We start from the raw sequence: 16,724 nt of genomic DNA, 5'->3' as shown, positions 1-16,724 counted from the left end.
TCCCTAGATGAATTCGACACGGCACGCCACGCTTTCGCGCGGCACGAGGGCGGACCACAGGCCGATCACTTCGCGCACCCGGTCCTGGTGCGGAACGCGCTTGCCGGTGGACGCCAGCCCGCAGACCGCCATGCCGTCCACTTCCCGGCCGATCTTCTCGGCCTGGGCGCGGCTGGCGCAGCGGGCGGCGATGCGCACCGCGATCTCGGCCGGCTCTTCCCGCAGCGGCGCCGATGCCGCGCCCAGCACGGCGTTGGCGCCGATGAAGTCGATGCGCAGTTCGTCGGCCTGCAGGCCGGCCATGCGTAGCCGCTCGCGCAGGATCTTTTCCGCCAGCCTGGCTTTTTCCAGGCAGCCCGGCCCGGCGAAAAAGAACATGTCCTCGCCGATATAGCCCTCGGTGCAGCCGATGGAAACCTTCAGCGTGGAGGTGCGGGGGCGGCCGGCGATGCCGCCGACGCGCACCCGGTTTTCGCCCACCTGCTCCAGGCGGGCGGTGGTGAAATCCACCACCACGTCCGGGGTGATGTAGCGCGCCGGGTCGTGCACTTCGTAGAACATCTGCTCCTTCACGGTGCGCAGGTCGATGCAACCGCCGGTGCCGTCCACCTTGCCGATTTCCGCCGTGCCGTCGGCGTCCACGTCGGCATACGGGAAAGCCAGATTCCACGGCTCGGGCACGTCCTTGTAGCCGGGGTCGCCGAAATAGCCGCCGGTGACCTGCGCGCCGCATTCGAGCAGGTGGCCGATGCCGCTGCCCTGGCCGAGCCGGGCCCAGTCGTCTTCGCGCCAGCCGTAGTGGTGCATCATGGGCGCGAGGAACAACGAGGGGTCCGCCACGCGCCCGGTGATGACGATGTCGGCGCCCTGGTCCAGCGCCTGCACGATGGCCGAGGCGCCGGCATAGGGTTCGGCCGAGATCAGCGTGTCGCGCAACGAGGAAACCGGGGCGCCGGTTTCCATGATGTCTAGCCCGCTGTCCGCGATGCCGGCGCTCAGGTCGGTGGCCGTCACGGCCGCGACGCGGGCCTCGGGCCAGCCCGCCTCGGCGCACAGTTCGGCCACGCGCCGCGCCGTCCCGCGCGGATTGATCCAGCCCTGGTTGGACACGATGCGCGTGCCGTGCGCCTTGCAGTGCGGCAGCACCGCGCGCATGCGGTCGTCCAGCCAGGTGTCGTAGCCCGCGAAGCCCGGGTCGCGGCGCTTGCGGACCTGGGCCGCCGAAACCGTGGCCTCGGCCATGGTTTCGAAGCAGAGGAAGTCCAGCGCGCCGCGCTCGGCGTTCCAGCGCGCCGGGTCGATGCGGTCGCCCCACCAGCCGGCGCCGGATCCGATGCGCAGCCTGCCTGTCTTGCGGTTCATGTCTGTCTCCTTGTTGCGATTCCCGCACGCCGCGGCCTTATTGCGGCCGGATGCCGGCGTCCCGGATGACCTGGCGCCACTTGTCGGTGTCGGCGCGGATGGTGGCGGCATACTCTTCCGGCGTGCCGGCGGCCGGGATGGCGCCCAGCTCCTCGACCTGGCGGCGCGTGCCGGGCTCGGCCAGCGCCGCGGCCACCGCGTCGCGCACCTTGCCGATAATTGCGGGCGGCGTGCCGGCCGGGGCGAGCAGGCCGAACCAGGAATTCACTTCGTACCCCGGCAGGCCCGCCTCGGCCACCGTGGGCACGTCCGGCAGCATGGGCACGCGGCGCGCGGTCGTGACGGCCAGCGGCTGGACCGCGCCGGCCTTGATCTGGCCCATGGCCGAAGGCAGGTTGTCGTACATAAGCTGCACCTGCCCGCCCAGCAGGTCGGTCATGGCGGGCGCGGAGCCCTTGTATGGCACGTGGCGGATGTCCACCTTGGCCAGGTGGTTGAACAGTTCGCCCGACAGGTGCGGCGAGCCGCCCAGGCTGGTGGAGGCGAAGTTCAGCGAGCCCGGCGCGCGCCGCGCCTGCGCGATGAGCTGCGCCACGGAAGCGATGCCCAGCTTGGGGTTGACCAGCAGCACGTTGGGCGAGTTGGCCACCAGCGTCACGGGCGCGAAATCCCGCGCCGCGTCGTATGGCACCTGCGCGTAGATGAGCGGGTTCGTGGCCTGCGTGCCCAGGGTTCCCATGAGCAGCGTGTAGCCGTCGGGCCGGGCGCGCGCCACCGCGGCCGCGCCGATGCCCCCGCCCGCGCCGGGCCGGTTTTCCACCACCACGGTCTGGCCCAGCCGCGCGCCGGCTTCGCGCGCGACCAGCCTGGCCAGCAGGTCCGTCGTGCCGCCGGGCGGAAAGGGCACCACCAGCGTGATGGGGCGCGCGGGCCAGGCAGGCGCGGCCTGCGCCGCGGCGGACAGGGCCAGCGCTACGCCCAGCATGAGGATCCGGTACATGAGGTTGCTCCTTTGAGATTGCTTTCCGGCGCGGCCATTCAGGCGGCGCGGCGCGCCGCCGCATCCGCGGCGTCGGACAGCTCCACCAGCGCGTCCAGCGCCACCGCGCCCTCGCCCCGCGCGCCCGCCAGCAGGGGGTTGATGTCGATCGAGGCCACGTGCCCGGCCGCCGACAGCGCGTAGCGGCCCAGGCGCACGGCCTGTTCCGCCACGGCCGCCATGTCGGCCGGAGGTTCGCCGCGCACGCCGGCCAGCAGCCGGCCGATGCGCAGGCCGCGCAGCGCTTCCAGCGCCGCTTCGGCGGTAAAGGGCGGCACCAGCAGCGCCACGTCGCCCAGCGCCTCCACATACCTGCCGCCCGCCCCGATCATGACCACCGGCCCGAATACCGGGTCGTTGCGCACGCCCAGCGCCAGCTCGTGCAGGCCGCGCCGCATGCGCGCCACGATCCATTCCGCGTCGTCCACGCCCAGATGCGCCAGGGTTTCCGCCTGGCGCGCCATGGCCTCGCGCAGCGCGCCTTCGTCGTCCAGGCCCAATGCGACCAGCCCGTGTTCCGATTTGTGCGGCAGGCGCGTGGAGCAGGCCTTCAGCGCCACCGGCGCGCCGATGCGCCGCCAGGCCGCGACGGCCGCGTCGGCATCGGCGCACACCGCATGGTCTGCGACCGCCAGGCCGTGCCGGGCGAGCAGCGCCAGGCTGGCGGCTTCGGAGAGCAAACCGGCGTGCGCGCCGGCGGGCGCGGCCGCCGGCGACGTTTTCCACGCGGCGGGGGCACGGCCGAGCAGGGTGTCCAGCCGCCGCAGGGCCGCCATGGCGTCGGCGGCTTGCCGCTCATCGCCGTACACCGCCACGCCGCGCGCCCGGAAGGCCGCGGCGACGTTGTCCTGCCACGCCACCACGGCCACCGGCTTGCCCGCGGCGGCGGCAAAGCGCGCGGTGTCTTCGGCAAAGCGTCCGACGTCATAGCCGCGCCCCGCCACCGGAATGTCGATGAGAAACATATCGGCCGCCGGGTCGTCCGCGATGGCGGGCAGCACCTCGCCGAAAAGACCGTTGTTCGAGAGCAGCGCCGCCGTGATGTCCACCGGGTTGCCGGTGGTGGCGAAGCCGGGCAGGCGCCGGCCCAGTTCCTCCTGCGTATGCCTGCCCAGGGGCGCGATCTGCAGGCCGCGCTCGGCCGCGGCGTCGGCGGCCAGCACGCAGCTCGCGCCCGAATTGCTCACCACCACCATGCGCGGGCCGCGCGGCAGCGGGCCGCGCAGCGCCAGCTCGGCATAGCGCACCAGCTCCTGCGGGTCGCGCGCCCGCAGAATGGCGTGATGCTCGAAGAAGGCATCGACGGTGCGGTCTTCGCTGGCCAGCGCGCCGGTGTGCGAGGCCGCCGCGCGCGCGCCCGCTTCGGAGCGGCCCGCCTTCACCGCGATCAGCGGCACATTGCGCGCGCGGGCCAGCGCCGCGGCCTCGGCCAGCGCGCCGGCGTCGCGCAGCGACTCCAGGTACAGCAGCACGATGCGCACCCCGGGGTCGCCCAGCACGGCGCAGGCCAGCTCGGCCACGGTGATGTCCGCCTCGTTGCCCGTGGCATGCACGTGCCGCACGCCCACGCCGCGCTGGCGCAGCAGCCCGTACACCATGGCGCTCATGCCGCCGCTCTGGCTGATGACCGCGACGGGTCCGTCCATGGGCTCGATTTCCAGGAACATGGTGGAAAAGCTGGCGATGGCGCCGTTGCCGAAATTGGCCAGCCCCTGCGAATTGGGGCCCACGATGCGCATGCCGGCGGCCCTGGCGCGGGCCGTCATGGTGTCCTGCCGCGCGCGCCCGGCCTCGCCGGTTTCCGAGAACCCGGCCGAGATCACGATGGCGGCCGGCACGCCCAGCCCGGCGCAGCGGTCCACTGCCCGCACGGCCTGCTCGCCCGCCACCGCGACGATGGCAAGATCGGGCGCTTCCGGCAGCGCCTCCAGGTCCGGCCAGGCGCGTTCGCCCTGCACCTGGCCGCGCTGCGGATTGATGGGATACAGCTTGCCGCCGTAGCCATGGCGCCGCATGTAGTGGATGGGGCGCCCGCCGATCTTGTCGGGGTTGTCGGAGGCGCCCACGATGGCAATCGATGCCGGTGCCAGCAGCCGGCCCAGCGCCTGCGCGTTGCGGTTGTCGGAAACCATGAATGCTCCTCTTGTGTCCGGCGGGCCCCGGTGGCCCGCGTCCTCAGTTGACGGTGGCTCCGGAGGCGCGCACCACCTCGGCCCATTTCCGCACCTCGTCGGCCACGAAGCGGCGCGCGTCGTCCGGCGTCGTCCAGTCGGCGGCAAAGCCCTGCGCGGCGAACTTCTGCTGCACGTCCGGGCGGGTGAGCACCTGGCGCAAGGCCGCGTTCAGTTGCTGCACTACCGCCGGCGGCGTGCCCGCGGGCGCCAGCAGGCCGTTCCATGCCGTGGCTTCGTAGTTCCGCAGGCCGGACTCGGCCACCGTGGGCAGGTCCGGCGCGGCCGGCGAACGCTGCTTGCCCGTTACCGCCAGCGCCTGCAGCTTGCCCGCCTTCACATACGGCATGGAAGACAGCATGGTGTCGAACATGACGTCGGCCTGCCCGCCCATGACGTCGGTGAGCGCGGGCGCGCTGCCGCGATAGGGCACGTGCACCATGCGCGTGCCGGCCATGGCGTTGAACAGCTCCGCCGAAAGGTGGGTTGACTGCCCGTTGCCGGACGACGCGAAGGTGAGTTCCCCGGCGCGCTTCTTCGCCAGGGCGATGAGTTCGCTCACGCTGTGGGCGGGGAGATCGGGCCGCGTCACGATGACCAGCGGCCCCTTGGTCAGCAGTGACACCGGCGCGAAGCTCCGTTGCGTGTCGTAGCCCAGGTTCCTGAACAGCGACATATTGATCGCGTGCGCCGTGGTCGCCATCAGCAGCGTGTAGCCGTCCGGCGCGCTCTTGGCCACCATGTCGGCGCCGATATTGCCGCCCGCGCCCGAACGGTTGTCCACGATTACCGTCTGGCCGAGCGCATCGCCCAGGCCCTGCGCCACCACACGCGCCACGATGTCCGTGGGCCCGCCGGGCGGATAGGGAACCACCAGGGTAAGGGGTTTCTCCGGCCAGGCCGGGCCCGCCGAAGCGGCGCCGGCCGCCAGCGTGAACGCGGCCAGCGCCGCGCGCCATGCGGAAATTGCAGGCATGAGTGTCTCCTCCGTCCTCGCCGGGCCGTTTCGATGGGATAGGGGGATAGGAAAAAGGGGCTGCGCTTGCCGGCGGCGCGTCAGGGCGGCCGGCGCGCCTCGAAACAAAGCAGGGTGCGGCCGCCGTGCGTGAACTCGCGGGCCTGCACGTCGTGGCCGATGGCCACGCCGGGCGCGGCATGGCCCATCAGCACCGCGCCTTCGCGCAGCCGCACCAGCACCAGTTCATACGGCGCCCGGGCGCGCCAGTCGGCATCGGGCGCGCGGTGCACCGTGCTGTGCGCAATCACTTCGCCCTCGCCGCCCGCGCGGGCCCATTGCAGATTCGTTCCGCCGCAGGCTGCGCAGGCATACGGACGCAAGGCCCACCATGCGCCGCAATCCTCGCAGCGCCGCAAATCCAGGGGATGCCGCTCATTCATCGCGCTGTCCTCCCCGCCGCGCTCATGCCTTGTCCTCCGCCTGCAGCACCAGGCTTACATGCGCCGACAGCACGCCGCCATCCGCATGCACCAGCGCGCGCTTGCGCGGCGCAATCTGGCGCTCGCCCGCCAGTCCCGCGAGCTGGGCCCAGGCCTCCGCCACGTGCGCCAGCCCGCCCGCCGCGCCCGAGTGCCCGAATGACAACAGCCCGCCATGCGTATTCAGCGGCAGCGGCGCGGCGGCGTCGAAATCCCCGCGCCGCACGCGGTCCGCCGCCGCGCCGCGCGGCGCAAAGCCCAGCTCTTCCAGCAGCATCGCAAGCGTGATCGTGAAGGAATCGTAGATCGCCAGATAATCGATCTGCCCCGTGTCCACACCGGCCTGCGCCAGCGCCCGGCCGGCCGCGCGCGCCGCGCCCGTGTCCATCACGTCGCGCAGGGCGGACAGATGCTGATGGCGGTGCGCCTGGCCCGCCCCGGCGATGCGCACCGGCCCCTCCTGCGCGCCCACCACCAGCGCCACCGCACCGTCGGAGATGGGGCAGCAGTCCAGCAAGTGCAGCGGCGTGGCGATGGGCTTGGAAGCCAGCACCTGTTCCACCGTAATGGGATCGCGCAGGTGCGCCTGCGGATGTCCGCCGGCATGGCGGCGCATCAGCACCGCCAGCTCCGCCAGGTCTTCCCGCCGCGTGCCGGTGCGGTGCAGGTACGCCGAGGCCAGCAGCGCGTAATAGGCCGGCACTGACGCGCCGTTGGGCACTTCGGCATCCGCCTCGCCCACCTGGGCCAGCGTCTGGATCGAAGCGTCCACCGCTTGCCCGGTGAGCCGGTTTTCTCCGGCCACCGCCAGCACGCGGCGGCAAGTGCCGGTGCGCACCAGTTCGCGCGCCAGCATCACCATGCCCGCGCCCGTCGCGCCGCCCATCTGCATGCCGTGCGCATAGTGCGGGTCCAGCCCCAGCTTTTCGCTCAGCAGGGTGGCGAGCATGAGGTGGGGATACGTGGTGGCGTAGCCGCACAGCACTCCGTCGATACTGGCGCGCGCCAGCCCGGTCCGTTCCAGCGCGGCCTCGGCCGCTTCGGCCATCAGGTCCAGCGCGCTCCGGCCTTCATGGCGGCCGAAGCGCGTCGCCGCCGCGCCGAGGAGGTAAGCGTGGGTGCGCGCGCGGTCAGGCATGGGGCATCCACGCATGTTCGATGACGCGCGCCTCTTCGGCCAGCGCCTGCGCCAGCTCCTGCTCGCGGGACTCGATGCGCTCGTTGAGCGCGGCCACGCTCAGCGCGGCAATCGCGCGCCCGCTCGGCCCGCGCACCGCCACGCCCAGCCCGCCCATCTTCTCCACCACCACGTCCAGCAGCATGGCGTGGCCCAGCGCCCGGGCGCGCCGTGCCGCCGCGTCCAGCGCGCCCGCCGGAAAACGCGGATAGCGGGCCGCCAGCCGCTCGCGCACCAGCGGCAGCAGCGCCTCGGCCTCTTCCTCTTCCAGCGCCGAAAGCAGCGCCAGGCTGCCCGCGCCCACGCCCAGCGGGCGGCGGCTGCCCACCTCCAGATAGTTCGCACGGATGGGATAGTCGCCGAAGCACAGATCCACGCACACCGACTCCCAGCCGATGGGCACGGACAGGATCACCGTATCCCCGAAGCGCCGCGCCAACCGTATCAGCGCCGGCCGGGCCAGCCCGCGCAGATCGAGGCCGTTCACCATGGCATGATGCATCGCATACACCTGCGGCCCGAGCATATAGTGCTTGCTCACCGGGTCTCGCTCCACGAAACCCTCTACCTCCATGTCCTTCAGAATCCGCAGCGCCGTCGATATGTCCAGGCCGGCATGCTGCGCAATGTCCGTCAGTCTGTGGATGCGCCGGTCCGACAGGCTCGCCAGTACGCGGCAAGCCTTCTTCGTAGCGGAAATGGCGGGTGAGTCCTGCAACGACATGGCGAGGGGTTGCCTGGAAAGCCGAACACGGGAACAAGATAGAAAGCCCCGCCAGGCGGGTAAAGTTGCGCCGCAGCAAAATTTTGCCTGGCGAAAGTCGGGCGCCGGCGAGGCGGCGGGGTTCAGGCGGCCCGCCGGAAGCGCAATGGCATCTGGCCGCCCATCGCGTTCATGCGTACACTCGCGGCATGCTACGCATCGACAATCTCGGCAAACGCTACGGCGACCATCTCGTCTTCCAGGGACTGACGCATACCTTCCAGCCCGGATGCATGGCGCTGTGCGAAGAAGACAGCACCGGCAAATCCAGCCTGCTCGCCATCATCGCGGGCGCGCTCGCCCCGGACAGCGGAGACGTCTGGATCGACGGACATTCCCTCATCCACGCGCCGCAGCAGGCCAAGGCCCGCCTGGCCTACGTGCCCGACAATTGCCTCGCCTTCCCCTCCCAGACCGGGCGCGGGCTGTTGGAACAGGTCGCCGCGGAAAAGCACGCCGCCCTGGACGACGCCGTGCTGGACCTGGCCCGCGCTCTGGGCCTGGAACCGCACCTGGACAAGCGCTTCGAGCAGATGTCCACCGGCACGCGCCGCAAGGTCTACCTGACCGCCGCGGCCCTGGGCAGCCCGGCCGTGGTCGTCGCGGACGGACCCAGCAACGGATTCGACGCGCAAAGCCGCGCCGTGCTGGCCGGACTGTTCAAGACCTGGGCGCAGGACCGCGTCGTGTTATTCGCCAGCCACGATGCGGAGCTGGTGCGGGCCTGCGGCGCGCGGCAGGTCCGCGTCGGCACGCTGCGCTAGCCGTCGGCCACGGGCGCATGTCGCCCATGGCCGGCCACTGCAACGCTTCAGCCCGCCGCGTGCGGCGTCTCCGCCGCAATGCCTTGGGCGGGCGGGACGCTCAAGCAACCAGACGCAGATGCCGCTTGCCCACCGGCGCCGTGGGCCGCTTGACCAGGCTGATCGGCACGAACTCCAGCGGCTTGCGGCCAGCCGCCGCGTCGCTCAGCCCCGCCGTCAGCAACGCGGCCCTCGACGCGCCGGACCCGCGCGCGTCCTGGAACCCGCGGGCAAGTTCCATCGCCTGCTGTTCCGCCATCTCCCGCGATGGCCAGATCGTGCGGCAGAAATGCGTTCTGCACACGGTCGTTTGCTGAGTGTGGTCGATAACGTCCACATAACCACGAAATGCGCCGTACTCGACCTCCATGACATTGGGGCGAACCGACTTGAGGGCAAGCGGTTTTTGCGAGATGGGAGCCATGATCGTATTCCTTGAAAGGACACGCATTCATCCTAGCGCGGAACGGCCGCGGGGATGTGGCGCTTTGCAGTTTTTTGGATTGGTATCGGGAGGTGGCGGGGTGAAAGGGGACGTTGCAGAGCCGAATAATGGGCGTTTTTGGCATTGAGCCGTTCTGGCTGGCAGCCAATCCGCATATGAAACTGAGCTGGCAACGCATTGTGCGCTGCGAGTCTGCCGTCTGGCTGGCAGTGGCATCAATCCAATGCGGCTATCCCTTGCGCACCGGATGCGGTCTGCTCGCGATTTCCGCCGCGCCTTCTTACCCAAGCAACTCCAACGCCTCCTCCAACGACACCACCACCGTCCGGGACTCGAACGCCGTCGAGAACAGACGCTCATGCACGACCGGATCCGGGTCATAGCAGCAATCCTTGACCGTGAACAGCCGGTAATCCGCGTCGCTCGCATACGCCACCGACGACAGCACGACGCCGGTGGAGGCGATGCCGGCCATGAGCAGGGTGTCGATGCCTTGGGCGGAGAGGCGCAGCTCCAGGCCGGTGCCGAAGAAGACGCTGGCGCGGTGGGCGAGGATGAGGGGTTCGCCGGGGCGCCGGCCGAGTTCGGGGGAGAGCTGGTCGTGGACGAAAAGCCCCATTCGCTTGATGCCCAGCCCGTTGCGGTTGAGCGGGCTGACTTCGGGGTACCCGGGGCTGAAGTGGATTTTGACGAAGTAAACGCCGACGCCTTTGCGCCGCGCGGCGTCGCACAGCTTGCGCGTGTTGGCGAGCAGGGTGGGCGCCGCCGACGGGAACAGGGCCATGATGTCGGTCTGGTAATGCATGACCAGCAGGGCGGTGCGCGCCGGGTCGATGGCCGGGGGGTGTGCCGGCTGCGCGGCGGGGGCGTCCGGGCCGGGCTGCGGGCTTTCCGGGCGGGGCGATCCGGTTTCGATGCGTGTCGACATGATGGAGACGCGATGAGCGGGACGTTCGACTCTATCACGGGCGTCCTGCGGCGATCGGGGCGCCCGAGGGGCGGAATCCCGGCCCGATTTCATCCGCGCTAATGCTCACTATTAGATTTGCTTAAACATCCAGGATTTTTTGACGATAAATCCCGGCATTCTTAGCATTTCTCATAGGAGACAGCATGGGTGCGCTGAAGAACGATTCGGACCTGGATATCCGCATGCTGCGCATTTTCGCGGCGGTGGCGTCGGCCGACAGCCTGTCGGCGGCGGCGCAGGCGCTGGGGATTACGCAGTCGGCGGTGTCGCAGACGATGTCGCAGATCGAGGCCACGCTGGGCATGAAGGTGCTGGACCGCTCGCGGCGGCCGTACCGGCTGACGCCGGCGGGAGTGACGCTGCAGCGGCAGTCGCGGCAGATCGTGGACGATGTGGACCGGCTGATCGCACAGGTGCGCGAGGCGGACCTGATGAACCGGCCGGCGATCCGGATCGGGATGATCGATTCGTTCGCGGCGACGACGGGGCCGGCGATCGTGAAGCGGCTGACGCAGAGCGCGAGCCAGGTGCTGGTGTGGTCGGGGCTGGCGTACGGGCAGGCGCAGGCGCTGCTGAACCGGCAGGTGGACATCATTGTGACCACGGACGCGCTGGAGGATGTGGACGGGCTGGAGCGCCGCGCAATCCTGACGGAGCCGTTCGTGCTGGCGGTGCCCACGGCGCGCGTGGACGAGTTCGCGCGCATGGATCTGCGCCAGCTGGCGCAGGCGGCGCCGTTCATCCGCTTCAGCCGGCGGTCGCATTTCGGGGCGATGATCGAGCGCCATCTGCGCCGCGCGAGCGTGACCGCGCCGCCGTTCCTGGAGATCGATACCAGCGACGTGGTGATGGCGATGATCGCGGCGAATCTGGGCTGGGCGCTGACGACGCCGCTGTGCCTGCTGCAGGGGCGCTCGTGGCTGGACCAGGTGGCGGTGCTGCCGCTGCCGGGGCCCGGCCTGGCGCGCACGCTGCACCAGGTGTCGCGGCAGGGCGAGTTCCAGGAGATGGCGGAGATGTTCTGGCAGTTCAGCCGCCAGGCGCTGGCGATGGAGATTTTTCCGCAGATGAGTGCGCACCTGCCGTGGCTGGGGCGGCAGATGCGCTTGTGTTGAAGAGCCATTCCCAGGAGCCGCGTCCTTGTCGGGGCGGCCAGACGGCAAAAAAGGAGAGAGACGTGCGGGAGACGAGACGAGGTTTCATCAAGGGCGCGGCGCTGGGCGCTGCCGCGCTGGCGCTGCCGCTGGCCGGCCGCGTGTGGGCCGCGGGCGCGCAATCGGTGCGCTACGGCGGGTCGGCGTGGCTGGGGCATTATCCGGCGTGGCTGGCGATGCAGGCGGGCTATTTCAAGGGCGAGGGCCTGGAGGTGGGCTGGGAATCGTTCGGCACGACGTCGGCGCGGGTGAGCGCGCTGCTGTCGGGCAATATCGACATGGCGGTCACGGCCGCGCCGGCGGCGCTGGCGGTGATGGCGCGCGGTTCGCGGCATTTCGCCATCGTCGGGGTGCCGGAGAATTTCGGGCGCGTGGAAGGGCTGATCGTGCGCGAAGGAGCCAACAGCCTGCAGGACCTGAAGGGCAAGAAGGTCGGCGTGACCTTCGCGTCCAGCGCGCACCTGCTGGTGCTGAACCTGCTGGAGCAGTCGGGGCTGAAGGCGGACAAGGACGTGACGGTGCTGAATGTGCCGGCGCCGGAGATTCCGGCCGCGTTCCAGTCGGGCCAGATCGACGCGGCGGCGGCATGGACGCCGCAGTTCAACGCGGTGCGCGGCATGCCGGGCGCGCGGGTGCTGGCCGATGATACGCAGTTCTCGCTCTACAAGGAGTACGGCGTGACGCCGGGGCCGGATGTGCTGGTGGCGCGCCGGGCGTTCCTGGACAAGCATCCCGAGGCGGTCAAGGGTTTTCTGAAGGCGTATTTTCGCGCCAACGAGCAGTTGCGCTCGCAGCCCGACAGCGCGGTGACGCCGCTGGTGGCGCTGACCAAGCTGGCGCCGGCGGACCAGCTGGAGATGGTGAAGGGCGCGGACTGGTACGGCGCGGCGGAGCAGCGTTCGCTGTTGGACCCGGGCGGCAAGTACATCGACGGCCTGCAGAAGTTGGCCGAGATGATGGTGCGCTACGGGCAGATCGACAAGGCGCCGCCGGTGCGCGAGTGGGTCGATCCGGCCTATCTGTAGCCTGCAGCCGCCGCTTCCACCGCGTTTTTCCGCTTTCCCCGTTTACGAAATGCCGCCGGCCCTGCCGGCACGGCGGCGGACGCCGCGCGTCCGCCCCGCTTACGCCTGGATCGATTGAATGATGAATGCGCCGACTCGCCAGCGCCGCCCGGACCTGATGCTGATCAGCAGCGTGTCCGTGATCGCGCTGCTGCTATTCTGGGAGGCCGCGTGCCGCCTGCAATGGGTGGATCCGCTGTTTCTGCCTCCGCCCTCTTCCGTGTTCGCCCGCATGACGGGCATGTGGGAGCAGGGCTCGTTGATGGATCACATCCTGGCGTCCGCGCGCCGGGTCATGGTGGGTTTCGCCGCCGCCACGGCGCTGGCGATTCCGCTGGGGATTTTCCTGGGGACGTCGCCGCGCGCCCGCGCGGCCTTCGACCCCATTTTGTCGTTCCTGCGTCCGCTGCCGTCGATGAGCTGGATTCCGCTGTCGCTGCTGTGGTTCGGCATTACCGAGACGCAGAAGTACAGCATCGTGTTCATGGGCACCTTCGCGCCGGCGCTGCTGTATGTGATCGAGGCCACGCGCAACATCGACCCGCTGCTGATCCGCGCGGCGCGCAACCTGGGCGCGAGCGGCGCGCAGGTGATGCGCATGGTCATCCTGCCGGCCAGCCTGCCGCAGATCTTCAGCGGCTTCAAGGTGATCCTGGGGCTGTCGTGGACCTGCGTGATCTCCGCGGAACTCGTGGCCGCCAAGGAGGGCCTGGGCTTTCTCATCATGAACGGCAAGGAGTTCTTCCAGACCGACACGGTGGTGCTGGGCATGGCGCTGATCAGCATCACGGTGCTGATAACCGACGTGGTGTTCCGAATCATTGAAAACAGGGTGCTGGCATGGTCGCGGTAAACGGTGCGGGCAGCAAGGCTGCAAACGACACGATGATCTCCATCGAAGGCATTTCCAAGTCCTTCGGGTCTTTCCATGCCTTGCAGGGCGTGGACCTGCAAGTGAAGCGCGGCGAGTTCCTGGTGGTGTTGGGCGCGTCGGGCTGCGGCAAGTCCACGCTGCTGAACCTGATCACGGGATTCGAGCGTCCCAGCGCGGGCCGCATCGTGGTCAACGGCCGCGAGGTGCGCGACGTGGACCCGCATTGCGGCATGGTGTTTCAGCAATACGCGCTGTTTCCCTGGCTGACGGTGGCCGAGAACGTGGCCTTCGGGCTGAAGCTCAAGGGCGTTTCTGCCGCCGAGCGGCGCGCGACGGCGCAGAAGTTCATCGAGATGGTGGGCCTGAAGGGCTTCGAGGACGCCTATCCCAAGGCGCTGTCCGGCGGCATGCGCCAGCGCGTGTCCATTGCGCGTGTGCTGGCCAACGATCCGGACGTCATCCTGCTCGACGAGCCGTTCGCGGCGCTGGACGCCATGACGCGGCAGGTGCTGCAGGAAGAGCTGACGCGCATCTACGAGCGCGCGGGCAAGACCATTGTCTTCATCACGCACTCCATCGACGAGGCGCTGCTGCTGTCCAACCGCATGGTCATCATGAGCGCGCGGCCGGGCCGCGTGGCTTGCGACATTCCCAACGACCTGCCGTTTCCGCGCAATGCCGACGTGCAGCTTTCGCCGCGCTACATCGAGCTCAAGTCGCAGATCTGGAGCATCGTGCAGAACGAAGTCATGCGCAGCCTGCAGGCGCGCGCGGACCAATGATTCGCCAACCGCAACACTGAACCATCATCATGTCTCACCCTCCAGGGCAATCGCGGACTTATCCTCTCTATCAAAGCGGCTCCGGCTGGAACGCCATGCTGCCCGCGCGCGCGCCGCGCACCGCGCCGCCGCCGCACACGCGCTTCAGGCACGTGGTGATCGGCGCCGGCTACACCGGCCTGGCGGCCGCGCGCAGGCTGGCGGAGCTGCAGCCGCGGGAGCCCATCCTGGTGCTGGACGCCGCCTCCGCGGGCGAGGGCTCCGCCGGCCGCAACTCCGGTTTTCTCATCAACCTGCCGCACAATACCCGCATGGGCGGGCATCACAGCCCGCTGCAGATCGCGCGCAAGCAGATCGCCATGTACCAGGCCGGGCTGGACTGGCTGGCCGAGCTGGCCGAACGGGGCGGGTTCGATTGCGGCTGGGATGTGGCGGGCAAGTACCATGCCGCCGCCACCGAGCCGGGCTGCCGCAACCTGCGCGCGTCGCTGGCGCAGTACCGGGAGTGGGGCGTGGCTTACACGGAGCTCGACCGCGAGGCCATGCACGAGCGGTTGGGCACGCGCTATTACCAATTCGGCTATCACTCCATGAACAATGTGTTCGTGCAGCCCGCGGCCCTCATCCGCGGACTGGCCGACACGCTGCCGCAGAACGTGTGGCTGATGGAGAACAACCCGGTGCTGGCCGTCGGCGGCTCGGGCCCCTACACCGTGCGCAGCGCCAGCGGCGAGTTCACCGCCGACAACCTGATCCTGGCCAATAACGCATTCGCGCGCAAGCTGGGCTTTCTGCGCAGCCGACTCGTCACCATCTACACCTATGCCGGCGTCACGCCGGTGCTGGACGCGGCGCAACAGGCCCTGCTCGGGCAGCGCGACCAGTGGGGCGTGATCCCCGCCAACCGCCTGGGCACCACGCTGCGGCGCATCCGCGGCGGCCGCTTCATGGTGCGCAGCGCCTATTCCTACGAGGCCGAGCAGCCGCTGGAGCGCATGGCGCAGCTGCTGCGCGATTCCTTCCGGCGCCGCTATCCGGAACTGGCCGCGCACGATTTCGAGTATGTGTGGAGCGGTTCCACGGCGCTCACCGGCAACGGCGCGTCTTTCGTCGGCCGCGTCCGGCCCGGGCTCTATGCCGCCGTGGGTTGCAACGGCGCGGGCGTCATCAAGGGCACGATCCACGGCAAGCTGCTGGCCGAGCAGATCGCGGGCCGGCGCAGTCCCATGCTGGACGACCTGGAGGCGTTCGAGAAGCCCAACTGGCTGCCGCCCGATCCGCTGCGCCGCATCGGCGTCATGATCGCCATCGCCAGCCAGGCGAAGAAGGCGGGGCTGGAACGCTGACGCGCCCGGCGGGTCTACCCCTGCAGGCTGCGCAGCTTGCGCAGCTCCGGAAACCACCACATCCACAGCCCCGCCACGGCAAGAGTGCCCAGCCCGCCGATGACCACGGCGGGCACGGCGCCGAAGAGCGCGGCGGTGAGGCCGGACTCGAATTCGCCCAGCTGGTTCGAGGCGCCGATGAACAGGGTGTTGACGGCGCTTACCCGGCCCAGCATGTGGTCCGGGGTGTTGAGCTGCACCAGCGAGGAGCGCACCACCACGCTGATGGCGTCGGCCGCGCCCAGCACGGCCAGCGCGGCGACGGACAGGGGAATGGAGCGCGACAGGCCGAAGACGATGGTGGCCATGCCGAAGACGGCGAGGGCGCCGAACAGCAGGCGGCCGACCTGCATGCCCAGGCTGAGCCGGGCCAGGGTGAGGGACATAAGGGCCGCGCCGCAGGCGGGCGCGGCGCGCAGCGCGCCCAGGGCCCAGGGGCCGGCGTGCAGGATGTCCTTGGCGAAGATGGGCAGCAGCGCGGTGGCGCCGCCCAGCAGCACGGCGAAGAGGTCCAGCGACAGCGTGCCCAGCAGCAGCCGGCGCTGGAAGATGAAGGTAATGCCGGCCAGCAGGGTGCGCGCGGTGGTGGGTTCCTTGCGCGGCGGGGCGCGTTCGATGCGCAGCGAGGCGATGCAGACGCAGGACGCCAGGTACAGCAGCGAAGCCAGGCCGTACACCCACACAGGCCCGAGGCCATAGCCCAGGCCGCCGAGAGCGGGGCCGGCGATCTGGGCGATCTGGCCGCCCGAGGAAGACAGCGCCGTGGCCCGCGGCAGCCAGGCGCGCGGCACGACGGCGGGAATCAGCGTGGACAGGGTGGGCGATTCGAACGCGCGGGCCGAGCTCATGGCGATGAGGGTGGCGTAGATCAGCGGCTTGCCGCCGAAGCCTTCGAAGGCCGCCAGCGCCAGCAGCAGGGTGGCCAGGGTTTCGACGGCCATGCAGAGGGCAACGATGCGGCGGCGGTCGTAGCGGTCGGCCACGTGGCCGACGATAAGGGTGAGCGCCGCCATGGGCAGGAACTGCGCCAGGCCGATCAGGCCGAGGTCCAGCGCCTCGCCGGACAGCGCATAGACCTGCCAGCCCACGGCCACGGACACGATCTGGAACGCCAGGGACGCGCCCACCCGGGCGGTCAGGAAGTGCAGGAACGCGGGGCGGGCGAGCGGGTTGGTCGAATCGGGGCTGGGCATGGTCGCGCGGGCCGGAGGGCGAACCCGGATTCTAGGCGAGGGGGCTGACGCCCAGCTAAAGCGGCGTCGGCGGCCCTTTTCCTGGGCCGCCGGTGCGCCGCGCGG

16 protein-coding genes are annotated in these 16,724 nt (G+C 70.1%); 6 read left to right on the top strand and 10 right to left on the bottom strand.

What is annotated here, in order from left to right:
- Positions 1-3: 3 nt before the first annotated feature.
- From NGJ44_RS04550 to NGJ44_RS04520, 7 genes are all read right to left on the bottom strand, one after another.
- Positions 4-1,362 (bottom strand): acyclic terpene utilization AtuA family protein, encoded by a 1,359-nt coding sequence (locus tag NGJ44_RS04550; RefSeq protein WP_251863228.1) that lies wholly within the window; start codon positions 1,360-1,362, stop codon positions 4-6.
- A gap of 37 nt (positions 1,363-1,399) precedes the next feature.
- Entirely contained in the window at positions 1,400-2,362 is a 963-nt protein-coding gene (locus NGJ44_RS04545; RefSeq protein WP_251863227.1) for a Bug family tripartite tricarboxylate transporter substrate binding protein, read from the bottom strand.
- Between the two features lie 38 nt (positions 2,363-2,400).
- A complete protein-coding gene (locus NGJ44_RS04540) occupies positions 2,401-4,533 on the bottom strand; it encodes an acetate--CoA ligase family protein (RefSeq protein ID WP_251863226.1) in 2,133 nt (710 codons plus the stop codon).
- Positions 4,534-4,576: 43 nt separating this feature from the next.
- Entirely contained in the window at positions 4,577-5,548 is a 972-nt protein-coding gene (locus tag NGJ44_RS04535; RefSeq protein WP_251863225.1) for a tripartite tricarboxylate transporter substrate binding protein, read from the bottom strand.
- An 80-nt stretch (positions 5,549-5,628) separates the two neighbouring features.
- A complete protein-coding gene (locus tag NGJ44_RS04530; protein WP_251863224.1) occupies positions 5,629-5,970 on the bottom strand; it encodes a Zn-ribbon domain-containing OB-fold protein in 342 nt (113 codons plus the stop codon).
- A gap of 22 nt (positions 5,971-5,992) precedes the next feature.
- A complete protein-coding gene (locus tag NGJ44_RS04525) occupies positions 5,993-7,147 on the bottom strand; it encodes a thiolase family protein (protein ID WP_251863223.1) in 1,155 nt (384 codons plus the stop codon).
- Entirely contained in the window at positions 7,140-7,910 is a 771-nt protein-coding gene (locus tag NGJ44_RS04520; RefSeq protein WP_251863222.1) for an IclR family transcriptional regulator, read from the bottom strand. The genes NGJ44_RS04525 and NGJ44_RS04520 overlap by 8 nt, the downstream gene beginning before the upstream one ends.
- A gap of 188 nt (positions 7,911-8,098) precedes the next feature.
- On the opposite strand from NGJ44_RS04520, the gene NGJ44_RS04515 reads away from it, so the two are divergent.
- Positions 8,099-8,713, top strand: a complete 615-nt coding sequence (locus NGJ44_RS04515) for an ABC transporter ATP-binding protein (protein WP_053243795.1) — start codon at positions 8,099-8,101, stop codon at positions 8,711-8,713.
- 100 nt (positions 8,714-8,813) lie between these two features.
- Here the strand turns inward: NGJ44_RS04515 and NGJ44_RS04510 are convergent, their stop codons facing one another.
- Positions 8,814-9,176, bottom strand: a complete 363-nt coding sequence (locus NGJ44_RS04510) for a hypothetical protein (RefSeq protein WP_053243794.1) — start codon at positions 9,174-9,176, stop codon at positions 8,814-8,816.
- Positions 9,177-9,477: 301 nt separating this feature from the next.
- Positions 9,478-10,125, bottom strand: a complete 648-nt coding sequence (locus tag NGJ44_RS04505) for a cysteine hydrolase family protein (protein ID WP_082308195.1) — start codon at positions 10,123-10,125, stop codon at positions 9,478-9,480.
- Between the two features lie 185 nt (positions 10,126-10,310).
- Between NGJ44_RS04505 and NGJ44_RS04500 the strand changes: the two genes are divergently transcribed.
- From NGJ44_RS04500 to NGJ44_RS04480, 5 genes are all read left to right on the top strand, one after another.
- A complete protein-coding gene (locus NGJ44_RS04500) occupies positions 10,311-11,282 on the top strand; it encodes a LysR family transcriptional regulator (protein ID WP_251863221.1) in 972 nt (323 codons plus the stop codon).
- A 62-nt stretch (positions 11,283-11,344) separates the two neighbouring features.
- A complete protein-coding gene (locus NGJ44_RS04495; RefSeq protein ID WP_251863220.1) occupies positions 11,345-12,346 on the top strand; it encodes an ABC transporter substrate-binding protein in 1,002 nt (333 codons plus the stop codon).
- A 121-nt stretch (positions 12,347-12,467) separates the two neighbouring features.
- Entirely contained in the window at positions 12,468-13,238 is a 771-nt protein-coding gene (locus NGJ44_RS04490) for an ABC transporter permease (protein ID WP_053243801.1), read from the top strand.
- A gap of 32 nt (positions 13,239-13,270) precedes the next feature.
- A complete protein-coding gene (locus NGJ44_RS04485; RefSeq protein WP_053243791.1) occupies positions 13,271-14,041 on the top strand; it encodes an ABC transporter ATP-binding protein in 771 nt (256 codons plus the stop codon).
- A gap of 29 nt (positions 14,042-14,070) precedes the next feature.
- Complete coding sequence (locus tag NGJ44_RS04480; RefSeq protein WP_251863219.1) at positions 14,071-15,387, top strand: NAD(P)/FAD-dependent oxidoreductase; 1,317 nt, start codon at positions 14,071-14,073, stop codon at positions 15,385-15,387.
- Positions 15,388-15,401: 14 nt separating this feature from the next.
- On the opposite strand, the gene NGJ44_RS04475 is transcribed toward NGJ44_RS04480, so the two are convergent.
- Complete coding sequence (locus NGJ44_RS04475) at positions 15,402-16,619, bottom strand: MFS transporter (protein WP_053243789.1); 1,218 nt, start codon at positions 16,617-16,619, stop codon at positions 15,402-15,404.
- Between the last annotated feature and the right edge of the window lie 105 nt (positions 16,620-16,724).

It is taken from the genome of Achromobacter sp. Marseille-Q4962 (genome assembly GCF_943737005.1).
Classification (GTDB): domain Bacteria; phylum Pseudomonadota; class Gammaproteobacteria; order Burkholderiales; family Burkholderiaceae_B; genus Achromobacter.
The sequence above is the reverse complement of the archived record's forward strand: the minus strand, read 5'-3'. Positions and strand labels throughout refer to the sequence as shown.